Source organism: Rosistilla ulvae (assembly GCF_007741475.1).
Lineage (GTDB): Bacteria > Planctomycetota > Planctomycetia > Pirellulales > Pirellulaceae > Rosistilla > Rosistilla ulvae.
The window spans coordinates 7,004,167-7,026,883 of record NZ_CP036261.1 but is presented as its reverse complement, the minus strand read 5'-3'; the positions used below and the strand labels follow the sequence as shown (position 1 = coordinate 7,026,883).

At 57.5% G+C, this 22,717-nt stretch carries 17 protein-coding genes and 1 tRNA gene; 8 read left to right on the top strand and 10 right to left on the bottom strand.

Annotated features, from left to right (window positions below; all coding sequences use genetic code 11):
* The first annotated feature begins 84 nt into the window (after positions 1 to 84).
* The 7 genes from EC9_RS24760 to EC9_RS24730 all read left to right on the top strand — a co-directional run bounded on the left by EC9_RS24760 (position 85) and on the right by EC9_RS24730 (position 11,385).
* A complete protein-coding gene (locus EC9_RS24760) occupies positions 85 to 711 on the top strand; it encodes a type IV toxin-antitoxin system AbiEi family antitoxin domain-containing protein (RefSeq protein ID WP_246105863.1) in 627 nt (208 codons plus the stop codon).
* Between the two features lie 92 nt (positions 712 to 803).
* Positions 804 to 1,637: a nucleotidyl transferase AbiEii/AbiGii toxin family protein gene (locus tag EC9_RS24755; RefSeq protein WP_145349340.1), complete on the top strand. Its 834-nt coding sequence runs from the start codon at positions 804 to 806 to the stop codon at positions 1,635 to 1,637.
* 291 nt (positions 1,638 to 1,928) lie between these two features.
* Complete coding sequence (locus EC9_RS24750; protein WP_145348672.1) at positions 1,929 to 3,506, top strand: sulfatase family protein; 1,578 nt, start codon at positions 1,929 to 1,931, stop codon at positions 3,504 to 3,506.
* A 134-nt stretch (positions 3,507 to 3,640) separates the two neighbouring features.
* The gene (locus EC9_RS24745; protein WP_145348671.1) at positions 3,641 to 5,590 is read left to right on the top strand and encodes a prenyltransferase/squalene oxidase repeat-containing protein; all 1,950 of its coding nucleotides are present in this window, start codon (positions 3,641 to 3,643) and stop codon (positions 5,588 to 5,590) included.
* 82 nt (positions 5,591 to 5,672) lie between these two features.
* On the top strand, positions 5,673 to 7,559 hold the full coding sequence (locus EC9_RS24740; RefSeq protein ID WP_145348670.1) for a polyprenyl synthetase family protein: 1,887 nt from the start codon (positions 5,673 to 5,675) through the stop codon (positions 7,557 to 7,559).
* Between the two features lie 83 nt (positions 7,560 to 7,642).
* Positions 7,643 to 8,194, top strand: a complete 552-nt coding sequence (locus tag EC9_RS24735) for a hypothetical protein (protein WP_246105862.1) — start codon at positions 7,643 to 7,645, stop codon at positions 8,192 to 8,194.
* A gap of 1,700 nt (positions 8,195 to 9,894) precedes the next feature.
* On the top strand, positions 9,895 to 11,385 hold the full coding sequence (locus EC9_RS24730; protein ID WP_246105861.1) for an SDR family oxidoreductase: 1,491 nt from the start codon (positions 9,895 to 9,897) through the stop codon (positions 11,383 to 11,385).
* A gap of 587 nt (positions 11,386 to 11,972) precedes the next feature.
* Here EC9_RS24730 and EC9_RS24725 read toward each other — a convergent pair.
* Together EC9_RS24725 and EC9_RS24720 are read right to left on the bottom strand one after the other, a co-directional pair.
* Entirely contained in the window at positions 11,973 to 12,602 is a 630-nt protein-coding gene (locus EC9_RS24725) for a sigma-70 family RNA polymerase sigma factor (protein WP_145348669.1), read from the bottom strand.
* Entirely contained in the window at positions 12,595 to 13,419 is an 825-nt protein-coding gene (locus tag EC9_RS24720; RefSeq protein ID WP_145348668.1) for a biotin--[acetyl-CoA-carboxylase] ligase, read from the bottom strand. The genes EC9_RS24725 and EC9_RS24720 overlap by 8 nt, the downstream gene beginning before the upstream one ends.
* Positions 13,420 to 13,570: 151 nt before the next feature.
* Here EC9_RS24720 and EC9_RS24715 point away from each other — a divergent pair.
* A tRNA-Glu gene (locus EC9_RS24715) sits at positions 13,571 to 13,643 on the top strand.
* Here EC9_RS24715 and EC9_RS27425 read toward each other — a convergent pair.
* From EC9_RS27425 to EC9_RS24680, 8 genes are all read right to left on the bottom strand, one after another.
* Positions 13,606 to 14,844 (bottom strand): tyrosine-type recombinase/integrase, encoded by a 1,239-nt coding sequence (locus EC9_RS27425; RefSeq protein ID WP_391556737.1) that lies wholly within the window; start codon positions 14,842 to 14,844, stop codon positions 13,606 to 13,608. The genes EC9_RS24715 and EC9_RS27425 overlap by 38 nt on opposite strands.
* A gap of 333 nt (positions 14,845 to 15,177) precedes the next feature.
* Positions 15,178 to 16,551 carry a replicative DNA helicase gene (locus tag EC9_RS24710; RefSeq protein ID WP_145348667.1) on the bottom strand — a complete coding sequence of 458 codons (1,374 nt, stop codon included), beginning with the start codon at positions 16,549 to 16,551 and terminating at the stop codon, positions 15,178 to 15,180.
* Positions 16,548 to 17,333, bottom strand: coding sequence for a helix-turn-helix domain-containing protein (locus EC9_RS24705; RefSeq protein WP_145348666.1), 786 nt, complete (start codon positions 17,331 to 17,333; stop codon positions 16,548 to 16,550). Before EC9_RS24705 ends, EC9_RS24710 begins: the two co-directional genes overlap by 4 nt.
* Before the next feature lie 126 nt (positions 17,334 to 17,459).
* Positions 17,460 to 17,765, bottom strand: coding sequence for a helix-turn-helix domain-containing protein (locus EC9_RS24700; protein ID WP_145348665.1), 306 nt, complete (start codon positions 17,763 to 17,765; stop codon positions 17,460 to 17,462).
* On the bottom strand, positions 17,755 to 17,940 hold the full coding sequence (locus EC9_RS24695; protein WP_145348664.1) for a hypothetical protein: 186 nt from the start codon (positions 17,938 to 17,940) through the stop codon (positions 17,755 to 17,757). Before EC9_RS24695 ends, EC9_RS24700 begins: the two co-directional genes overlap by 11 nt.
* Before the next feature lie 78 nt (positions 17,941 to 18,018).
* Positions 18,019 to 18,789 (bottom strand): hypothetical protein, encoded by a 771-nt coding sequence (locus EC9_RS24690; RefSeq protein ID WP_145348663.1) that lies wholly within the window; start codon positions 18,787 to 18,789, stop codon positions 18,019 to 18,021.
* A gap of 254 nt (positions 18,790 to 19,043) precedes the next feature.
* Positions 19,044 to 19,199, bottom strand: a complete 156-nt coding sequence (locus tag EC9_RS27420) for a type I restriction enzyme endonuclease domain-containing protein (RefSeq protein WP_218934416.1) — start codon at positions 19,197 to 19,199, stop codon at positions 19,044 to 19,046.
* A gap of 13 nt (positions 19,200 to 19,212) precedes the next feature.
* Positions 19,213 to 22,368, bottom strand: coding sequence for a type I restriction endonuclease subunit R (locus EC9_RS24680; RefSeq protein WP_246105860.1), 3,156 nt, complete (start codon positions 22,366 to 22,368; stop codon positions 19,213 to 19,215).
* Between the last annotated feature and the right edge of the window lie 349 nt (positions 22,369 to 22,717).

Sequence of the window (22,717 nt, the reverse complement as noted above, 5' to 3'; positions counted from 1 at the left end):
TGCTTCGTCTGCATCATTGTGTTCGACACGTGCGATAGCTCATGGTACAAAACACCTCCCGGTGCGATTTCCAGGAGGTCATTTGTGACACACACCAAACCCTCGTCTCGTCTTTCATCAACGCTTCGCGCGACGGAGATCTTTCGCGCTCATGGCGGCATGATGAGGATGGCCGATGCCGTGCGGGTGGGGATCAGTCGTCGAACACTCTACCAAATGCGAGACTCTGGACAGCTGGAGCAGCTGGCCCGAGGTCTCTATCGGATCGCAGACCTGCCGCCGCTAAGCGAACCCGACCTAGTCACGGTCGCACAGAAGGTCCCCCAGGGAGTCGTCTACCTGATTTCAGCACTCGCGTTTCATGGGCTGACGACGCAGATTCCGCATGAAGTATGGATCGCGATACCGCGCAATAGCGAACCGCCTCGGCTGGCCTTTCCTCCGACGCGAGCGGCTCGGCTCAGCGACATCGCCTATCAACTTGGGATCGAAATGCAAAATTGCGATGGCGTGACCGTGAAGGTCTACTCTCGCGAAAAAACGCTCGTTGATTGTTTCTGTCGCCGAAACGAGATCGGACTCGATGTCGCGATCGAAGCGGTCAAGGCATACCGGACTCAGAAGCGGACCAACTTTGACTTGGTCATGGATTACGCCAAGAAGCTACGAGCGGCAAAGACGATGCGGCCCTACCTGGAGGCGTTGCTGTGACGCGCGATCTGGCAGCGTCTGTTCGCGGGCGTCTGCTTCGTCAGGCAAAAGAATCTGGCCGCCCGCTGCAAGAATTGCTTCAGTATTTTGCGATGGAACGCTTCTTGTTCCGGTTGTCTCGATCGGAGCACGTCGATCGTTTCGTTTTGAAGGGAGCGCTCATGTTTCGTGTTTGGGGCACACCCCAGACACGTGCGACGCGCGACATCGACCTGCTGGCTCGGGCCGACAATTCAGTCGACTCGATGACACAGATCATGCGGTCGGTTTGCGAACATGCGGTTGCACCCGATGGCGTTATATTTCACGGCGAGAGCGTGCAAGGCATCGCGATCAAAGAAGATGCCGACTACTTAGGCGTACGCGTGACGTTTCTGGCGACGATTCAAAACGCTCGCTTGCCGATGCAAATCGATATTGGGTTTGGGGACGTTGTGAACCCAGCGGCAAAAACGATCGGCTACCCCGCAATGCTCGACTTTGAACCGGCCAAGCTGATCGGCTACCCGCGAGAAACCGTGGTCGCTGAGAAGTTTGAAGCCATGGTCAAACTCGGGCAACTCAACAGTCGCATGAAAGACTTCTACGACATCCTTATCTTGTCCCGGCAGTTTGCCTTCGATGGCGAGTCGCTTGCCACAGCGATCTCCGCGACGTTTCGAAATCGAGCGACGACGGCCAAGGCGAATCCGCCGGCATTCTCCAATGAGTTTGCCAATGATCCAGGGAAGCAAATCCAGTGGGCCAGCTTCATTCGCAAATCCAAGCTTTCGGTTGTTCCCGATGCTTTAGCTGACGCGATTCGTGAGATCGCTGGTTTCCTGAACCCCATCGCAAAAGCAATCGAGTCAAACGAGCCTTTCGCCGCCACCTGGTCTCCCGGCTCCGGATGGATTAAGTCGCAACCGCCCGCCAGCAGCGGGTAGGGCTGTTGGAGGGACAGAGTGAATTTTTGCTGGTGCCGACATCGCTTGCCGTGGATGGTTGGTGGCGGGCTCCGCGGCGACGTGGGCTGTGGCAGAATTGTCCCACGAGAACGCGGGCCCCGGCGATGTTCTGTTGCGATTAGAATACGGTGCCGCGTCTTTAGTATTGCTTCACGTTGGTCGTCTTTCGCTCCGCGAAAGTACGCCCGGGAAACAACGCTACTTTCGCGGAGCGAAAGGCGACCAACCCCAGGCCTGCCCTCTTATTAGAACTGCAACGGGACCCCAACGATGAAGCCCACCTTCCTGCGAACCGTCTGCCAATTGGCGAGCTGCGTTTTTGCTACCGTCATCTTCGCTCAGGCCTTGGTCGCCGCCGACGCGGCGCGGCCCAATATCGTTTACATCCTGGCGGACGATCTCGGATACGGCGATCTGAGTTGTTACAACGAGCAGTCGAAGATACCGACGCCCAATGTCGACCGCTTGGCGGCAGAAGGGATGCGTTTTACCGATGCCCACACGCCGTCGGCGGTCTGCACGCCGACGCGTTACGGAATATTGACGGGACGCTATTGTTGGCGAACTCGATTGACCAAGCGCGTGCTCGATGGACTCGATCCGCCGCTGATCGACGCCGATCAAGTAACGGTTCCCGGCTTTCTTCGCGATCATGGCTACAGCACTCACTGCGTCGGCAAGTGGCATCTGGGAATGCAGTTTACCGATCGGGAGGGCAGGCCAGTGCCAGCCGTTTCGGTCGATCGACGATTTCCGCCGCGACCTGGGCGCGATGTCGATTACGAACAACCGATCACCGGCGGTCCGGTCGACCGCGGGTTTGATTCCTACTTTGGAATTTCGGCCTCTCTAAATATGCCGCCGTTGTGTTTTCTGCGCGACGACCGTCCGGTGATCGTGCCGACGATCGATTCGCCTCGCATGAAGACCGAATTCATTTCGGTCGATGCCGGGATGCGGTCTCCCGATTTCACGATCGCCAGCGTCATGCCGCGGCTGGCGGGCGAAGCGACCGACTGCATTCGGCAAGCTTGCGAAACTCCCGACACGCCCTTTTTCCTCTACCTGCCCCTCACCTCACCTCACCTGCCCGTCGTCCCCAATCAAGAGTATCTGGGGCTCAGCCAAGCCGGACTCTATGGCGACTTTGTTGTCGAGACCGATGCGTTGGTCGGCGCGGTGCTCGATGAGCTGGATCGCTGCGGGATCGCCGACAACACACTTGTCATTTTTACGTCGGACAACGGCGGTCTTTATCACGCCTGGGATGCTGCCGAAGCTGACGATTTGAAACACTACCGTCCCAGCAAACGGGGCGAGTCGGTTCGAGCGATGGGGCATCAGGGGAACCGGCATCTGCGTGGCACCAAAGCAGATATCTGGGAAGGTGGCCATCGCGTGCCGTTTGTCGTTCGCTGGCCAGGGAAGACGCCGGCGGGAACTGTCAGCGATGAATTGATCGAGTTGACCGATCTGATCGCCACCTGCGCGGCGATGCTTGGTAAACCGCTACCCGAGGGTGCGGGGCTCGACAGCTTTAACGTCCTGCCAGCGATGCTAGCCGCCAAGCCACCGCAACCGGTTCGCGAATTTGCAGTCCATCATTCGCTGTGGGGGCATTTTGCGATTCGCCAAGGTCCGTGGAAGATGATCCCGCAACGCGGTTCGGGCGGCTTTACCCGCCCGCGAGAAATCGATGTCAGCAAAGAGGGAGGCCCTGCTGGGCAGTTGTACCACTTGGCAGACGATCCCTCCGAAACCAAGAACCTCTGGGATCAGTATCCTGAGATCGTGGCGGAGCTGAAGTCGCGTTTGCGACAGATCCAAGGTGATGACGTCGCGCGGTGAACTGCAGAGGGTCGTCTTTCGCTCCGCGAAAGAACGTCCGAGAGGCACGCTATTTTCACGCAGCGAAAGGCGACGTTCCAAAAAGCTCGCGGCGGCTTGCATTCTCGACCACTCTGGGACACGCTGGGTGAATCATGATTGAAAATCCAACATCCCACCGAGAAGAAACATCGGAAGCGTGTGAAGCTCCCGATATCGCTGCGCATCTGCAGCTTGTCCGCCAACAACTGCTGAGCGCCCGCGGCGATCAAAAACACTGGACCGGCCGCTTGGCAGCTTCATCGCTGTCGACAGCGACGGCGATCAGTGCGCTGTCGGTCTTCAGCCGCGTCGGCGACGATGAACTTGCGGTGTCGGCACGCGATGCGGTTGCCAAGGGGCTGGTTTGGTTGGATGCCGCGCAAAACGAAGATGGCGGGTTTGGGGATACCGATCGCAGTCCGTCGAACATCGCGTCGAGTTTTTTGGCGTTGGCAGCCTGGCATCTTGGTGACGATCCGTCCAGCCGAACCGAAGCGATCGCGCGGCTGCAGAAATACATCGACGGCGAAGGCGGCTGGGCTGGGCTGAAGCGACGCTATGGTCGCGACAAAACCTTTGTCGTTCCGATCCTCTCGAATTGTGCGATCGCCGGCTTGGTCCCCTGGTCGCGCGTTCCCGCCTTGCCCTTTGAACTGGCGGCGTTTCCGCAGAGCATGTATCGGTTTGTGCAGATGCCGGTCGTCAGCTACGCCATTCCTGCCTTGGTTGCGATCGGGCAAGCTCGTTACCAGCACGCCGGCACCTGGAATCCGATCACTTGGTTGGCACGAGCCGCCACCCGCGGCAAGACGCTGGACGTGTTGCAGAAGATGCAGCCTGAAAGCGGTGGCTATCTGGAAGCGACGCCGCTGACAAGTTTCGTTTTGATGAGCCTGTCGTCGATCGGGCATGCTCAACATCCCGTCTGCCGCGACGCTGTAAAATTTCTGTTGGGCAGTCAGTTGCCCGACGGCAGTTGGCCGATCGACGAAAATCTGGCCACCTGGATCACTTCGCTTTCGATCGGTGCGTTGGGGAAGTCGAGTGCGAACGAACTGGCGCAGTTTGTCGACGACGGGACGCTCGACTGGCTGCTCAGTTGCCAGTATCACGAGCGGCATCCGTTCACCGGCGCCGATCCGGGCGGTTGGGGTTGGACCGATCTCAGCGGAGCGGTTCCCGATGCCGACGACACGCCGGCGGCGATCCTGGCGATCTCCAAGATCCAAGCGTCGGTCGATCTCGATTCCGCGCGGCGGCAGCAATTGGCGGACGCTTCTTTTGCGGGAGTCCGTTGGCTGTTGGGACTGCAGAATCGCAACGGCGGCTGGCCGACGTTCTGCCGCGGTTGGGGCAAGTTGCCTTTTGATCGCAGCGGCAGCGATCTGTCGGCGCACGCGATGCGGGCGCTACATGCTTGGCGAACATCGCTCGAGGGCGAGGCTGGCGGAGAGCCAACTGTCGAACCCGCCGAATTGCAAAAAATAAAGCGGGATGTCGCAGCGGCGATCGAGCGGGGGTTCGCCTATCTCCAAAAGACGCAGCGAGACGATGGCAGCTGGCTGCCGCTGTGGTTTGGAAACCACGACCTTCCCGACGACGAAAACCCCTACTATGGAACCGCTCGCGTCCTGCTGGCCTATCGGGAACTGGGCCGCGACGAAACTTCGGCCTGCCGCCGGGGTTGGGATTTCCTAGTGAAAACACAGAACGCCGATGGTGGTTGGGGCGGCGGCGCGTCGGTCGGCGACTGGTTGCGACAGCGCGGATTGCCCGATCGAAACGCTGAAACGGGAGAATTGATCAGCAGCAGCGTTGAGGAAACGGCGGTTGTCGTGGAAGCTCTGTCCGGGAGTGGCTATCCGCCCCACCGAGCAACTATAATCGAAGGCGTCCGATTCCTGTGTGATGCTGTCGACGCTGGTCGATGTGAGCATCCCTGGCCGATCGGATTTTATTTTGCGAAACTTTGGTATCACGAACAATTGTATCCGCTGGTCTTTACGACCGCCGCGTTGGGACAGGCCCAGCACGTCCTGAAGCCTGCCGAATCTAGTCGTTGACGCCACCTGCCACCTGCAAAATGATGCATCGTCCCGCCTGCTAGCCCGATCTGCACCGAAGAAGAACTGACGAGGAAAGCCTTTGTCCACTGTTACGCCCCCCGCCACGGTCGCTTCCGATGCTGAAAACCTCGCGTCAAAAGATGGTCGCCGAAAACGGCGCCGCAGCACCGGGCACTTAAAAATCGTTCCCGAGACGCACGAACTGCGGCAGCGGCTGCGCGATCGTTGTCGCGAGGTCGCGGCGAAGTTCGACAAGTCGACGCCGATGACCAAAGACGAGATGGAGACCGTCTCGCGCGGCCTGCTGGCTGAGATGGATATGCCCGAGGGCTATCTGGGCTGGATCATGGTCGTGTTGAGCAGCGAGTACTGGCGCGATCAGGTCGCCGGGGTGCCGCACAGCCGCCGGTTGTTCCTGCTGCCCCACTGCCTCAAGCACGCCGAGGGTTGCCCTGCCGATTACGACGAATTTGGCATGAACTGCAAGACCTGCGGTGCCTGTTCGATCGCCGACTTCCGGACCCGAGCCGAAGAGCTGGGGCATCGCGTGCTGGTCGCCGAGGGATCGCCGATCGTGATGAAAATCATCGTCAGCGGATATGTCGATGCGGTTGTTGGTGTCGCTTGTTTGAATGTGTTAGAGAAAGCGATCGACAAGATCTTGCTGGCTGGTATCCCGTGCATGGCGGTGCCGCTGTTGTCGAGCGATTGCCGCAACACAAGCGTCGATGAGGATTGGGTCCGCGAGATGGTGATGTTGGAACATCGCGAACCTCAGCAGAAGACGCGGTCTTATGTTCACCTGTTGCGCGGCGCGGCGGATATCTTTGAACCCGAACAGCTACAGAATTTGGTCCCCAAGTTGCGCGGTGAACTCTCGCTTCGGCAGATCAAAGAAAAATTGCACGACGGCAGCGACGCACTTGTCGGAATCGATCCGATCGCCGCGACCGAAGCTCTTGGGTTGGACTTCGTCTCTCGCGGTGGAAAGTACGCGCGGCCGTTCATCACGCTGGCGGCTTACGATGCGTTGACTGGCGACGGAGCGACCGAAGCGGGAGGCGCCGACGTGGTTGCCAAGATCCCCGACGGCGTCAAACGGGCGGCGCTGTGTATCGAAACGTTCCACAAGGCGAGCTTGGTCCACGACGACATCGAAGACGACGACACGTTCCGTTACGGCGAGCAATCGGTTCACAAATCGCATGGCATCCCGACGGCGATCAATGTCGGAGATTATCTGATCGGGCTCGGATACCGCTTGGTCGCCGGCGAAACCAAGACGCTGGGCCCCGCCGCGGTCGCCGATGTCTTGCACTGCCTGTCCAACGCTCACACGCGATTGTCCGAAGGCCAGGGAGCGGAACTTGTGTGGCGCGATAATCGCGACAAACGACTGAAACCTATCGATGCCTTGAAGGTCTACGCGCTCAAGACCGCACCGGCTTTCGAAGCGGCGCTCTACAGCGGCGTTCGGTTGGCTGGCGAAGCGGAAGCGTATGAAGAACCGATTCGCGGCTTCTCGCGAAACCTCGGCGTCGCTTTCCAGATCCTCAACGATCTGAAGGATTGGCAAGGAGATGCGGACAACAAACTGGAAGCTGGCGGCGACGTCTTGGGCGGACGGCCGACGCTGTTGTGGGCTCTGGCTCTGGCTTCGTTTGATGCCGACGACCAAGCGAAACTGCTCTCGATGGCTTCGGCTGATTGCGGGCTGACTGATTCGCAGCGGATCGCCACGGTCCGGACGCTGTACAACAAAGCGAAAGTTTTTGATCAGGCGAGTCGCTTGGTCGACAAGCATCAGCAACGGGCCGAAGAGATCGCCGACGCGATTGAGCCCGAACCGCTGCGTCGGTTGTTGTACCACTTGGTCGATACCGTTTTGGAACGCCCCAGCGAATCGGCGGTGCCGCTGGTTTCGATCAGCAGCTCGCTGCCGATCACTGCTCCAACAAAAGCGTAAGCGATCGATGCGGAGGGTCGCCGTGGAGGGCGGCTCTCGATTCGACCGATGGCCCCATTCCTGCTTCACTCACTGGAAAACCTGTGACATCAGAAATTGCCAACCTGCCGCCGTCGGTCGACTTACACGCTCTGATCGCGCTCTTCTATGACCGCAGCGAAGATCTCGGCGCGTTCACGCAACAGCCGGCCGAAGCGCTGCCGCCGGCGTATCAGCAATTGTTGGCGCACCATGCCCACATGACGGTGACGGTCGAGCGGTTTCACAACTCGTTGGTCGACGTGCACGTTCACCGCACCGACACCGACGAAAATCGTTACGCCCGCGAGATCACGTTGGCACGGCAGAGCGATGGCGAGGTCGTTCAATATGGAATCGTGCGATTGAACCACGAATATCTGGAGCCGCAGGTTTGGAAGGAGATCGCCAGCGAAGAGATCCCGCTGGGCCGTGTGCTGATCCAACACAACGTGCTTCGCGAAGTGGTGCTCGAAAAATTGTGGCGCGTTCAATGTGCCCCGCCATTGGCCCGGTTCCTGAACGTTTCGCCCGGCGACATCGTCTACGGCCGCACCGCGATGATCTTCTGCAACAAAGAACCCGCGATCGAGCTGTTGGAGATCGTCGTCGCATAAGGGGCGTCGCGGCCCACTCTTAAGCTGCTTCCCAATAAGAAGCCCAAAGCCGATCAGGGCATTGTTTCACGTTGCCTTATCGTTTCGAGAAACGAATCGTGTGCCACGGGCTTTGCCCGTGCTCCCCAAGCAGCACTGGCAGAGCCAGTGGCACACCGAACCATCCCAGCCACAAAGCCGGTCGAGCTAGCAAGCTCGGACTCGGCAGGCATCGTTTCACGTTCTCTTATCGTTTCCAGAAACGAGTCGTGTGCCACGGGCTTTGCCCGTGCTCCCCGGCGGCACTGGCAGAGCCAGTGGCACTCCCAATCATCTCAGCAACAATGCCGATGGAGGCAGCAAGCCTGGAGGGGCTGGGCATCGTTTGATATTGCCTTATCGTTTCGAGAAACGAATCGTGTGCCACTGGCTTTGCCCGTGCTCCCCAAGCAACACTGGCAGAGCCAGTGGCACTCCCAATCATCTCAGCAACAATGCCGATGGAGGCAGCAAGCCTGGAGGGGCTGGGCATCGTTTGATATTGCCTTATCGTTTCGAGAAACGAATCGTGTGCCACGGGCTTTGCCCGTGCTCCCCAAGCAACACTGGCAGAGCCAGTGGCACTCCGAACCATCCCAGCCACAAAGCCGATCGAGCCGGCAAGCTCGGACTCGGCAGGCATCGTTTCACGATCTTTTATCGTTTCGAGAAACGAATCGTGTGCCACGGGCTTTGCCCGTGCTTCCCAAGCAGCACTGGCAGAGCCAGTGGCACCCTGAACCATTCCAGCAACAATGCTGATAGAGCCAGCAAGCCTGGAGGGGCTGGGCATCGTTTGATGTTGCCTTATCGTTTCGAGAAACGAATCGTGTGCCACAGGCTTTGCCCGTGCTCCCCAAGCAGCACTGGCAGAGCCAGTGGTACACCGAACCATCCCAGCCACAATGCTGATAGAGCCAGCAAGCCTGGAGAGGCTGGGCATCGTTTGATGTTGCCTTATCGTTTCGAGAAACGAATCGTGTGCCACGGGCTTTGCCCGTGCTCCCCAAGCAACACTGGCAGAGCCAGTGGCACTCCGAACCATCCCAGCCACAAAGCCGATCGAGCCGGCAAGCTCGGACTCGGCAGGCATCGTTTCACGTTCTCTTATCGTTTCCAGAAACGAGTCGTGTGCCACGGGCTTTGCCCGTGCTTCCGGCAGCACTGGCAGAGCCAGTGGCACTCCCAATCATCTCAGCAACAATGCCGATGGAGGCAGCAAGCCTGGAGGGGCTGGGCATCGTTTGATGTTGCCTTATCGTTTCGAGAAACGAATCGTGTGCCACAGGCTTTGCCCGTGCTCCCCAAGCAGCACTGGCAGAGCCAGTGGTACACCGAACCATCCCAGCCACAAAGCCGATCGAGCTAGCAAGCTCGGACTCGGCAGGCATCGTTTCACGTTCTCTTATCGTTTCCAGAAACGAGTCGTGTGCCACGGGCTTTGCCCGTGCTCCCCAAGCAGCACTGGCAGGGCCAGTGGCACGCCCAACCATCCCAGCAACCATGCTGATAGAGCTCGAAAGCCCCGTCGGGCGAGCAATCCACTCGATTCGGTTTCGTGCTAACATGGAAAAGGTGAGGTCGGCATGATGGAATCGAGGATGAAAACAGCTCTCGGTTGGGTCCATGAACAGCAACGCCTCTTAAATCGCCGCGAATAACCGCCACTCTAGAGAAGACGTTTGCCAACCGAAAAACACCGTCGTGTTCTGATCTGTGGAGCGACCGGCTATGTCGGCGGGCGGTTGGTGCCAGAGCTTTTGAATGCCGGGTATGAGGTGCGGTGTCTGGTCCGCAGCCCCGAGAAGCTGCGGAGATTCCCGTGGTCTCAGCACGAGCGACTAGAGGTGATCCAGGGCGATCTGGAGGAGACGGGAACGGTGCGCCGCGCGGCGAATCAGACCGACGCGGCGTATTATCTTGTCCATTCGATGATCAGCGCCGGAAATGAATATGCCCAGCGCGATCGCGAACTGGCGACTCAGTTCATGCAAGGGATCGAGGGGGCCCGCTGCCAGCGGATTATCTATCTCGGCGGGCTTGGTGAAATGGGAGCGGACCTCAGCAAGCATCTGCACAGTCGCCGCGAGGTGGCGGAGATCTTGCAGAGCGGCGACGTTCCGGCCACTGTCTTCCGAGCGGCGATGATCATCGGTTCCGGCTCGGCATCGTTCGAGATCTTGCGGTATCTTGTCGAACGACTTCCGATCATGATCACGCCCAAGTGGGTCAAGATGGAGACGCAGCCGATCGCGATCCGCGACGTCCTTCGCTACCTGGTGCAGTGCTTGCAGGTTCCCGAAACCGCCGGACGCGTGATCGATATCGGCGGGCAGGATGTCTATTCGTATCAGCGGTTGATGCAGATCATGGCCGCGTCGTTGGAGTTGCCGCGGCGGGTGATCCTGCCGGTTCCCGTCCTGACGCCACGGCTCAGTTCCGCTTGGATCTCGTTGGTCACCCCCGTCAACGCTCGGATCGCGAGACCGTTGGCCGAAGGGTTGCGGAATCGAACCGTATGCCGCGACGACGATGCGCAATCGTTGATGCCGGGGCCGCTGTTTAGTGTTCGCGAAGCAATCGATGCCGCTGTTGGCAAGCTGCGGTCGGGCGAGATCGAGACCTGGTGGTCGGCGGCTGGCGAGATGCCAGGCGATCCCGAGTGGTCGGGAGGAACTGTATTTGAGGACCAGCGAACCGCAACCGTCGCCTCTTCAGCTGACGCAACCTTCGCAGCGCTCAGCCGAATCGGTGGACAGACCGGGTATTGGGGTGCCGATTGGTTGTGGTGGCTGCGTGGCTTGATGGACAAAGCGATCGGCGGCCCAGGACTGCGCCGCGGTCGGCGCCATCCGGATCAGCTGAACTATGGCGAAGCTGTCGATTTCTGGCGCGTCGATGGCTATGAGCTGCCGACCTGGTTGCGGCTGCGGGCGGAGATGAAGTTGCCGGGAGAAGCGGAGTTGGAGTTCCGCGTCGAGCCGATCGACGACAACGCGTGCAAATTGATTCAGACCGCTCGCTTTCGACCACGCGGCCTGCTCGGACTGGCCTACTGGTACGCAGTCCTGCCGCTGCATGCGTTTGTCTTTCCTCGCATGCTGCGTGGTATCTGCCGCGATGCCGAATCCGATCGGCAAACCGTCGACGCTTCGGCGGTAGATGAAGCTTGATGCCCGCCGTTTAAGAGAGTGCCCGATCGTAGGCTATGCTGCCTGACGCGACGCAGTGGCGGTGGCGTTTGAGGCGCGAGGTGATTCTCGCAGCGGAGTCCAGAAGGGGACGGCAAACGCTTTCATGCAGTGATGGCAACGAGCGAACTTGCACAACAACAGCCGCGAACTCCAGGAGTCACGACTTCGGCTCCGATAGATGCTTGAGGTAGAACCGCAGCGTTTGCACGAAGTCGACTTTTTCGACATGGATATGTTGGCTCCAACTTTGCCTCGAAGAAGGTAAGCGAGCTATTCCGATTCAGCCCTAACGGGAGGATCGGCTCGATCGCCTCGGTTGTTGAAACGAATCGCGAACATTCGTCCGGCATTGTGTCGAACGGAAGATATGTCCTTCGGGTCGGCGAAATTAAGCAAGCAGTCCGTGTTTAACTTGGTGTTGTGCGGTGCAGACAATTCGTGTCTGCAGTTGGTCGCGGCGCGAGTTGTAACCGTGTGGGCATTTCGAGAGTTGTTCGTGCTCTTGATATGGCGGAGCGAGCCATTTCGGATGGCCTCGTTTTCCCGCCGCGCCGCAACGCCGGAAACTAGAGATTATCGAGGAGTTCCCGCAAGCGACGGACAGCGCGGAGGTATCGCATGCTGGCGGCCGCCGGTTGCAGTCCCAAGACCTCGGCGACCTCCTGGTTCGACAGGTATTCAAAGTGACGCATCAGGATGATCTCGCGTTCGTTGGCATCCAGTTGGTCGATCGTTGCTTCGACGCGCTTCGTCAATTCCGACTGGATCGCCGCCGCGGCCGGCGTCAGTTCGGGATCTTGCAACTGGACAATCATTTCCATTGTCGAGCGATCATCGGCGACCGGTCCCACGATCGATTGCTCGCGATCCATGCTCCGTTTGGCGCTGCCACGATGGCGACGATAGGTGTCGATCATGTGATCCCAGGCGATCTGGCGCAACCACAGATGGAACGACATCGAGGGATTCGCCAGGTAGTCGGTCAGCCGCGTGCTCGCTTCGGTCAAGACATCCTGGACGACGTCGCTTACATCGACTCGCTGTTGGACGCGGCGGTCCAATCGCATCTGGACCAACCGCCGCAGGGCACTGCGGTGACGTGTGAACAAATCGTTGGTGGCCTGTGCGTTCCCGTCGCGAACACCTTGCAGAAGTTCCCCTGTCGGATCGCTCGCTGGCCAAATCGATTTACCCATCGTGCACCTCCACCTCGTCGCTCCACCGCACCACTTCGCCCGACCGCACCTCGACCACTTCGCCATCGTCGCGGCGGACCCGCAGCGCTCCCTCGCCATCGATCCCCAAACAGACGCCTTGCAGGGTTTGCCCTGCGGTCTCGATTGCGACGCGGCGACCGCGCAACAGGCAGACTTTGGAAAAATCGTCGGCGATCGCGGCCGAATCGGTGCGCCATGCCGCGATCCGCAGCGCGATCCGATCGATGATCTCGGGCAGGATCGCAAAGGTTTCGACAGCGTGATCGGCGTAGTCGCGGATCGAACGCGCCCGCTGCCGGACCTCTGGGGGCGCCTTGGTCAAATCGGTCGCAACATTCAGTCCAATCCCGATCACGACGTGGTCGTTGTCGCGGCCTGCGGTTTCGATCAACACGCCCGCCACCTTGCCGCCGGCAAGATAGACATCGTTGGGCCACTTCAGCTGCACGGCGACCGGTTCGACGACTTCGCCGACCACGTCGCAGACGGCCAGTCCGGCTACCAGTGCCAATTGCGGCCAACGGGTTCGGTCGACAGCCAGTTGCGGGGCGGCGAGCATCAGTGAGAAGGTGAGCGTTCCCGAATCGGAGAACCAGCTGCGGCCCAACCGGCCGCGTCCTTGAGTTTGCGATTTGGCAACGATCAGCAGCGGCGTCGGCTGGTCGGCTTGGTCGGCTATCGATTTGGCGAGCCGATTTGTCGAATCGACTTCCGGCACCCAGCGAATCGAGCGCAGCCAACCGCTCCGCGACAACAGCTGCAACACAGCGTCGGGGCCCTGCCAATCCACCTGCATCGATTCGCGATCCTGCGACAAAACACTACCCGATAAAGCGAAGAACTGGAAAAAGGGGAAGCCGACTTTGCGATCATACCAAATCGAACGGCGCAGCAGCACTTGAAGGATTTGGCGACAACGATAAGATAGAGCCCAGCCTAAGTGCCACGCCCCGTTCGTCTAGTGGCCCAGGACGCTGCCCTCTCACGGCGGTAACAGGGGTTCGACTCCCCTACGGGGTACTTCGTGCAATTTTCCCAGTGTTTTTGAGCTATCTGTAGCCAGAAACACTGGGTTTTTTTGTACCTCAATTGCTGTAAATGCCTGGGAAATAGCATCAATGTTCCCACCGGTGTTCCCACGGCGCTCTTTGTTTGGCGGGTTTTCGTCCTTGGGGGAGCTTTCTGCCCCGTTGGCTGTGTTTTGCTTGGCTCGCTCCCAATGTTCTGGGGTGACTTGCAGGTAGTGGGCCTCGGCCGTTTTGCCATCGTGTCCCAGCCATTCGTTGATTGCGTGGTTAGGATAGAGTTCTTCTAGCTCGGTCCGTCGGGTCGATCGCAACTGCTGCAATGTCTTAGGCCAGCAATTCCCAACGCCAACCACTCGCTCGATGTGCTTTCGCATCAATGTGGTCATGCTAGCAGCGTCGGAAAAGTGCTGGATAATCCTGCCTGGTCCCTTGGGGGCATTCTGGTAGGCCGCCCGCAGGAACGGTTCGGCCTCGAACATTGGACATTCTCGGTAGCCCGTTTTTAGCGAATCGATCAAAAGTCGTGAACGCTCCCAGTCGATCCAGTCCCACGTTGCAGAATAGACTTCGCAGCGTCTCAGCCCAATGAAGCGGGCCATCGCAAACGTCAGGGTGATATCGCCATCGGGCAGCCCCTCCAGGACGCGGGCAGTCATCGCGGCATCGACGAAGAATTGTCGCGTTCGGTCGACACGCATACCCTTGGGTGGTCGCTCTTGCGTCAGCTTCGTCGCTGGTGACTCCGACAACAGTCGATCATCCACAGCGGATTGAAAGAACTTGCGTGCTCGCTGGATATGCTTGTTGCGATTCGACAGTGCCAGCCCTTCGGCTTTCATGTGCCGGTGCCAGCGGTCAAGATCCGCAGGCGTGATGTCGATAAGCCTCGTCGAGTTCCCAAGGAAGCCAGTGAGCCACTGTTTGGTCTGCAAATAGTTTTTTTGGGTGTTCGCAGCAGCGTCAACCATGTTGTCGATGAATCGCTGTAGGAATGGCTCCAACAGCTTGTCGGCGTCTGTGCAAGATCTCGTGTTGCCGGTTAGGATTTCTAGCTTGAGAAGCTTGTCTCGCAGCTTGCCGGACAACTCGTTTGCCCAAATTTCTGTCGCCGAGTCCAATCGCAATCCGGTCTCGGCAGTTCGGATCAGCTCTGACACATGCCGAAAGATGGTCTCAGCGGATCGCTTGGACATTTTCCCCAGCCACAAGCCACGCTGCTTCTGTGCTGCAGTGTCGCGCCAACGAATCTTCCAGCCGGGCCGATCGCCCTTTTGTTGATGTAGTGATGTCATCGTGTCAATCTCCTGTAGATCGTCCTGAAGGTGAAAACGCCAACGGCAGCCGCTCAGGATGCGGTTTTCGGGAGCTACCCTAGCCGTGGCAAGTTTGAATCTATGGCGTCTGCTTCACGTTCGTCAAGCAGAGTCAACCTGTACGTCCAAAAACTTCGAAACGATATGCAGTTCGACTTGTAAGCACAGCGACGGTGGTTTGGTCTAGGGCTTGCCAGCATGAACCGACTGGTTTCAGTCTGTGCTTGGACACGCCAGCTTCGACTGCCTTGAATATTTCGAAGGAGTTGTTGCTGTTGCTGTGATGTCTGAAACGCCTTGCTCGGTAAACTTCGTAAATTTCGAATTGAAAAACATCGGCAACGCCCATCCACGTTCACCGTCTCGCCATTTGGCAAAGTACAGCTCACACTCGGGGTCGTCGGGGTACTCACGGTGGATGAATGTAACACTGTGGGCATCTTGCTCGATTGCTCCGGTTTCTTTCAGGTGGGACAGCTTAGGGCGTTCTGATCGCTTTCCTTGCTCGGCTTGTCGGTTTAATTGGCAAAGCAGAACCAACGCAATGTTCAGCTCTCGTGCCAACAATCGCAATTGCCGAACGCAATGGGTGTAGTGCAGGTAGTCCGTTTCGTTGTTGCCCCGTTCCCGTCCGATACAAGACAGATAATCAACAAACATTACGTCCAGTCCTGTTTCGTTGCGTTGCACTTTCGCGATGCCGCGCAATTGATTGACGGTCATGCCGGAAGCGTCTTGAATCGTCAACGGCAACGGCTCAAATCCTTGCACAGCTTTCTCCACCTTTTCCCGTTCCGAGTCTCGCATCTTTCGATTCGATAGAATCTTACTATTGACGTCAGCTCTTGCGGCCAAGGAGCGTTCCGCGATCTCAGACACTGCCATTTCCATCGACGCGAACAGAACTTGGTAGTTCAGTTCCGCCATGTTCTCGGCCATGTTCAACCCTAAGCTGGTTTTGCCATCCGATGGCCTTGCTGCGATAACATGCAGGGCACCACGCCGCAGCCCGCCTTGCTTGCGGTCGAGACCATCGAAACCGGTCAGGATCTTTGGCTTGTCGTTGGAAGTGGCATTTCGGATCGATTCAATCACGTCACCATAGGCGTCACCGATCGTTCTTCTGGTGACGCTCGACGAAAGACGTGAGTCGATCGCCACCAAATCAGATTCGAGTGCGGCTCGAACATCCGTTGCGGCGATGTCGTCCAGTTCCCGTAGACGTGTTGTAAGTGATGCCCTCAGCTGACGATCGATTGCTGCATCGCGTACGTCGCGGGCGTAGCCTTCCAGGTTTTCGGCCGTCCCGCCAGCTGATAAACGTTCAAAGCCAGCCGTCCCACCAATCGCGTCGTAAACGCCGCAAGCTTTGGCCTTGGAAATAACACGGGCATGGTCACTGACGCTTGTCTCGGCGTCGTTCAGGCGGCATAGGAGAGAGTACAGCTCTCCCCAGCCACGTTCGGTTAGGAAGTCTCCTTCACTGACGATCTGTTGAGCTTTCTCAATCGCTTGGCTGCCGCCATCCATACATGCCGCACATAGGCCAATTTCGGCTTCTTCGATCCGTTCTATCGACTGTTTCACAGCAGCACCTCTTCGATTTCAGCAGGGAGTTTGCATGGACTTTCGCTGTGATTCGAACCATCTTCAAGTACAGCGTCGTAACCGCCACTCTTTAGCCAGTTGGCCGGATAAGGACAGTACCGCCCCTTCTCACGCCCCAGCGGCGCAAACGTCAGCGTCCGATCAAGCAAGTACTTCAACGCTTCGTCTCGATTTCCAAATCGCTCAGCAAGTGCCTTAACCGCTTTTGGGAACGCTGATGCAGCATCGTTGGGCTTATCGTCCCGAGGGTAAAGCTCGAACCATATTTGAAATTCAACGGACCGGCCGAAGCGCTCTGCGTTGTTGAGAGTCTTGTCCGGATGGTTGGAATACTTCGCAAGAAAATCACTCGTCATGTGTTGTTCCTTTGTTGTTGTCTGTTGTTGGGTAGGGTCGTTTTGACCTGCCTTCTCCTTCTTTTGGACCCGCCTTTGGCGATTTTTCGACCCGCCTTTCGGATCTATTGGTGGTTCGTTTTGGCTCGCCTTTGTGGCAACTCGATAGATTGCGTTCTGCCCCACGAAGCCACCGCCAATATGTTCAACGAGTTCAGCTGCTTTCAAGGAAGCAATCGACTTGCGGACGTTATCGCCGTGAATTCCAGTAAGTTCGTGAATCGCCTTCGTGCCGGGAAACGCTGTGCCGTTTCGGTCGGCGTGCATTGCAATCGCGGCAAAGACCGTGACATCTCTGAATGTGATTTGGCCCTCAGTTCGGGCAATTAGCACACGCTCAGGAACGAGTGCATAACGGTTGCTCATTCGATGCCCTCCTGCCCGCAGCGCACTTGAGTGCACTGCGAGGTAGTTGCTGGACCGATCGTGCGATACTGGTCAGCTGAAGGAACGTCGGAGGGCAAATTCGCAACGATCCCATTGCCGGTGGTATCAACTGTCATGATTGGTACTCTCGGCGTCGTGGTTTCCGGCTGGTAACGCCGCGATCACAGCAGCTGGTTCAAACAGCCGACGCTTACCGATCAACTTGCTAGGGATCACGCCATCGCGAACCAACGAGTCCAATTTGGGAACGCTGATCCCCAGCAGTTCCGCCTGACGGTGTCGGTCGACAAGGCTTGGCTGTTGGCTCGCAGCGTGGACGAGGGACGTGATCGCCTTGACCACATCCGCTGTGATTTCGGCGCGAAGTCGGTTGCACAAGTCATCCGCCCATTTATCGAAATTAAGAGGCATCGTTCTGTGCCTCCTGTTTAAACAGCCAGTCTGCTGTCACGATGCCGTACTCCTTAAGTTCAGCAGCAACTGCATTCATGAGTACTTTGTCGCCTGCGGCCACCGCTCCTCGCAGAATGCGAATCAGCGTGGCGATTTTTTGCCCGTCTGTTGGGACTTTTGTTTTTTGAACCATGGTTGGGTCCTCCTTATATAAGTCCCAGCCCATGGCTTCCGAAGCGAGCGTTTCCCCCAGCAGGAAACCAAGAAAGCGTTATAAGGATTTTCGACCAATAAAAAAATCTACAGTTTCCACGGAAACCAACCGCTCATTCCTGCACCCGTTTCGGTATTTCATTATGCGTGCCCAGGCTCCGTCTTGCAGCTCACTAGTTTTCTGAAGTGTCTTCTTTGAAAAAGAATGCTGCAGTGTCTTCAGTTCATGGAGCCACTCCGATTGCGACCAGTGAAGCCGTGTTTCATCTTCATCTAGCATCTTATTCATGATAGCGCTACAGCGCACGTGGGCTGGGGCATCAGCCGCCACCGCAATCAGAGTTGAAAGGTTATTGTCAACTAGCGATTTCAGAATCTCTTGTTGGAGCACTACATCTGGGTGAGATTGAGTAACGCTGGGATCTTTCGGTTCATCTTGCTGGACGGTGTCCGGAATTAAGCTCTGCAAGAACAGCCAAATCTTTCGACGTTTCGATTCATCCAGCTCGTCTTCAACGTAAGACTTGAGCACTTCAGCTGATATCGCCCCCTGATTCAGCATCGATGCCTTTTTGGGAAAAGGCGAGACTCCAAAGTCATCGTTGCTTCCTCGCGTTCCAACGATTGCCAGGCACCATGCCGCTGCAACTTTTTCATCAACCACATGTGGAGATAGCACCAGGCTTCGTTCGACTAAGGGTGTGTCGTGAAACTCAGTGTGTGCCGCGCGGGCCAGCTTGAGTAACCGCTTACGCCCTTCAGCATTCGTTTCTAAAGTTCGGGATATCATGCTTGCAAGCTCGTTCAGTGAAGCAACCGGCTTATCCATCGGAATCTCTGTTTGGAAGAAGGACCTGTCACGTCCTGGCAATACGCGAACGTTTTAGTGCCGGGACCGTGAACCGAATAACTTTCGGCTATCGAGCTTCTGATATTACGATGTCGAGGCCGGAGCGCGAACGGCGGGAACGCAGGTTTGACACGCTGTCAACGGAGCGGCAACGTGTCAATTCACAAGCTGTTGTCAACTGTTGAAGACTGTTTCTAAATCTGTCGCTGCTAGAAGCCGTGTTGCGTTTGTGATCAGCGGGGCCATCCAGCCCAGAGTGCGCCCGCTTGTTCCAAAACCAACTTCGTTGCTTCGCTGTCCAAGTCGGGCGGATACCCGTGCTGCTTGAGAATCCTAAGGACATGGCGGCGGATGTTATCTGTGACGGCTGATTCCAACCGACGCTTCATTTTGAATGATTTATTACCCAGCCGATTGAAGTGACCGAAGCGCCTCATACAGTCTCGCCGGGCCGAGCAAGATATCGGTTAGGCCGCGCTGGGTCTCGGGGTTGTTGAGAGCTTGGGTGCTCATCTCCGTGTGGGCGTCGAAGGCGTTGATGATGGCTTCGATCAGTTCGGTTTTCAGATCCGGAGAGTTGGCGAATTGTTCTTTTGTGTTGCTGGAGGCTTGTTTGATCAGGATTTCCGATTCCAGTAATTTCCCTAGGATCACGTTGTTCACGTAGACCAGTTTGTCGTTGTCGGTCAGGTCGCCTTTGAACAGGTCGTTCACCTTCTGAATGATCTCCGCTAGGTACGCCTTCTCCTTTTCGCGAACCATCCCGCTGCCCGCTTCGCTCATCGGCTTGAGTTCGGGATAGGCTTGGTCGGCCAGTTTCATCGCCTGCTTCCCTTTGTCGCGTAGTGTGTGATGCGTCAGTACCACTTCGGACAGGTCCACCCCGTCGCGCTCACGTCCGAATTTCAGCAGCCGAATCAGGTACTTAAAAAAGATGAATCGTTTCTCAAAGTCGGTGTTGCCGTAATCGAAGATCTGCGACAGGAAGGTGTACGCGCTCTGATAGGTCGTGACGTCGGTTCGGAACATCAGCAACGCGTTTAACTTGTCTTTAGCCGCTTTGGCTGCGGGTTCGTCCTTCTGTTCCTCAGCTTCCAGGATGGCCAACTTGGCAGCAGCGTATTGCCGCAACAACCGATCCGCCACGGGAGCGATAGCGGCATCGAGTTGCTTTTGCTTGGCGTTGGGATCGAGTTGGATCGCGACGACTCGCTCGATTTCGGGTTCATCGTAATGTTGGTAGCCGTCCAATTTCGTCCGCAGATTCAGGATGATGTTTGGATCGGTCACATCCTCCAGCGTCGCGCGGGTGAAGTAGGTCTTGAACGCTTTGAGGATCTCATCGGGATCGTTTACGAAATCCAGGACGTAGGTCGTCTCCTTTTTTGACAGCGTGTCCGAATAACAGCGATTCAGTCGCGACAAGGTTTGCACCGCCTGAATCCCATCGAGGCGTTTGTCGACGTACATGCCGCACAGCAACGGCTGATCGAATCCGGTCTGAAACTTGTTCGCAACCAGCAGGATCTGGTAGGCGTCCCCCTTAAAGGCCTCGCGGATATCGCGGCCCTTGAGATCGGGGTTCATTTCCGTGCTGGTTTCCTTGAACGGCTCGGGGCCCGACTCCTTGTCGGAGACTTCGCCCGAGAAGGCGACCAGCGATTGGATCGGATACGCTTTCTGTTTCAGGTACTTATCCAGGGCCAATTGCCAGCGAACTGCCTCCAATCGGCTGCCCACCACGACCATCGCTTTGGCTTTGCCCGCCAACAACGGAGCGACGGTTTCCCGGAAGTGTTCGACGACGATCTGGACCTTCTGCGAGATGTTGTACGGATGTAACCGCACCCACCGCATGATCCCCTTCATCGCTTCGTCGCGTTGCACCTCTTTGTCGTTCCATTCCTTGCCGCCATTGGCCAGCTTGAACGCGAGCTTGTACGAGATGTAATTTTGCAGCACGTCCAGAATGAAGCCCTCTTCGATCGCTTGCTGCATCGAATAGACGTGGAACGGTTCGGGCAGATTGTCTTTCCCTTTGGGCTGTGTCGGATCGGGAACACGACCAAAGGTTTCCAGCGTCTTCGGTTTGGGAGTTGCCGTGAAGGCGACGTAGGTGATTCCGGCATCGTTGGCATTGGCCGCCATCTGCGACGTCAATAGATCCTCGGTGCTGATCTCCCCACCGTCTTCGAGATCCTTCAGCTCTTCCGCTGACAACACCTGCTTCAGCTTCGATGCCGCCTGGCCGGTCTGCGATGAATGGGCCTCGTCGGCGATCACCGCAAACGTCTTCCCTTCGGTTGCCATCAGCTCGCGGACCGCCGCCAATGCAAAGGGGAACGTCTGGATCGTGCAGACGACAACCTTCTTGTCTCCCGAGAGCGCTTCGGCCAATTCAGCACTCTTGCTCCCTTGGTTGCCTTTGATCGTGGCAACCACGCCGCTTGTCCGTTCAAAACTGAAGATCGCCTCCTGCAGCTGCCCATCGATCACGTTGCGATCCGACACGACCAACACCGAATCAAAGACCTTCTTGTTGTTGGCATCGTGCAGATCGCTCAGGAAGTGGGCTGACCAAGCGATCGAATTTGTCTTGCCACTGCCTGCGGAGTGTTGGATCAGATACTTGCTGCCGGGCCCCTCGTCCAACACCGTCGACAACAGGCGGCGGGTGACGTCCAACTGATGGAAGCGAGGGAAGATGATCGTCTTGATGTTCTTCTTGTCGTCGCGTTGGGCGATCATGTAGCGGCCCACGATGTCCAGCAAGCTGTCCCGCTGCCAAACCTGCTCCCAAAGATAGGCGGTCTTGTGTCCGCTGGGATTTGTGGGGTTCCCCTTGGCCCCCTCCTTGCCTGGACCATTGCTCCCCTGATTGAAAGGCAAGAAGTTCGTCGGCTTGCCTTCCAGCTTTGTCGTCATCCAAACCTCGCTGCTGCTGACAGCAAAATGGACCAACGCACCGCTGGGGAAAGTCAGCAACGGTTCGGCAGCCTGTCCTTTCGGGTTCGGGACGCGATCGAACCGGTACTGATCGATCGCATCGCCAATGCTTTGCGTAAAGTCGGTCTTTAATTCGACAGTTGCGATCGGGATGCCGTTGAGGAACAGAACCAGATCGATGCTGTTTTTGTTGTGCTGCGAATAACGCACCTGGCGAATCACGCGCAAGCGGTTGGCTGCGTACCGCTGCATGATGTCGGGATTCATTGCCAGGGCAGGCTTAAACTGAGCCATCTTGATCGGCTTGCGAAGCCCCAACACATCGAAGCCCTGCCGCAGCACATGCAGCGTGCCGCTTTGGTTCATCGAATCTCGCAACCGATTCAGCAGAATCGCTGCAGCCGCAGGGCCGTGGTTCTTGGTCAGCGAATCCCAGGCCTCGGGCTGCGTCTCCTGCACCCACGCCAGCACGTCGGCGGGAAACAGGGCTAGCTTGGCGTCGTAGTCGGTAGCGTCGGTGGGGCAATGCAGCCACCCGTTGGCAGCTAGCTGACCGCAGATTTCGTCTTCAAATTTGTCTTCGTTGTGGATGCCCATCGTTGCCTTGGCCATTGAATCTCGGGAGCGATCATACCGTCGGAGGGGGCGATTGTAGCGGGTCCACACGCCCCGATCGACTTGTCCCGTGGTTTGGTGTTGCCACCCGCCATAGGCCAATCGTTTGTGTGGTGAGCGAGATGCAATCATCGATCGCCTCGGCCATCGATGCGGTTTTTCGTTGACGAAACTACGTTTTGGGAGTCTTTCTTGCGTTCGAGTCGTCTGGACACGTTGTGGATCGTCTGTGATCCACAAAACGCGTTGTGGATCGTAGTTTCGTGAATTCGATCCACAATCGGCTTTGTGGCTCGTCAGCGGGCCGCGAAATGCTCACAGAACATCGCGTCCGTTCACCAGATTG

Excerpts from the sequence above, each read along its gene's own strand:
- EC9_RS24700 (WP_145348665.1), bottom strand. The coding sequence starts at position 17,765 with ATGCCTCTTAATTTCGATAAATGGGCGGATGACTTGTGCAACCGACTT.
- EC9_RS24745 (WP_145348671.1), top strand. The coding sequence starts at position 3,641 with ATGATTGAAAATCCAACATCCCACCGAGAAGAAACATCGGAAGCGTGT.
- EC9_RS24690 (WP_145348663.1), bottom strand. The coding sequence starts at position 18,789 with ATGGATAAGCCGGTTGCTTCACTGAACGAGCTTGCAAGCATGATATCC.
- EC9_RS24720 (WP_145348668.1), bottom strand. The coding sequence starts at position 13,419 with ATGCAGGTGGATTGGCAGGGCCCCGACGCTGTGTTGCAGCTGTTGTCG.
- EC9_RS24695 (WP_145348664.1), bottom strand. The coding sequence starts at position 17,940 with ATGGTTCAAAAAACAAAAGTCCCAACAGACGGGCAAAAAATCGCCACG.
- EC9_RS24725 (WP_145348669.1), bottom strand. The coding sequence starts at position 12,602 with ATGGGTAAATCGATTTGGCCAGCGAGCGATCCGACAGGGGAACTTCTG.
- EC9_RS24750 (WP_145348672.1), top strand. The coding sequence starts at position 1,929 with ATGAAGCCCACCTTCCTGCGAACCGTCTGCCAATTGGCGAGCTGCGTT.
- EC9_RS24680 (WP_246105860.1), bottom strand. The coding sequence starts at position 22,368 with ATGGCCAAGGCAACGATGGGCATCCACAACGAAGACAAATTTGAAGAC.
- EC9_RS27425 (WP_391556737.1), bottom strand. The coding sequence starts at position 14,844 with ATGTCCAAGCGATCCGCTGAGACCATCTTTCGGCATGTGTCAGAGCTG.
- EC9_RS24705 (WP_145348666.1), bottom strand. The coding sequence starts at position 17,333 with ATGAGCAACCGTTATGCACTCGTTCCTGAGCGTGTGCTAATTGCCCGA.
- EC9_RS24755 (WP_145349340.1), top strand. The coding sequence starts at position 804 with ATGGAACGCTTCTTGTTCCGGTTGTCTCGATCGGAGCACGTCGATCGT.
- EC9_RS27420 (WP_218934416.1), bottom strand. The coding sequence starts at position 19,199 with ATGAAGCGTCGGTTGGAATCAGCCGTCACAGATAACATCCGCCGCCAT.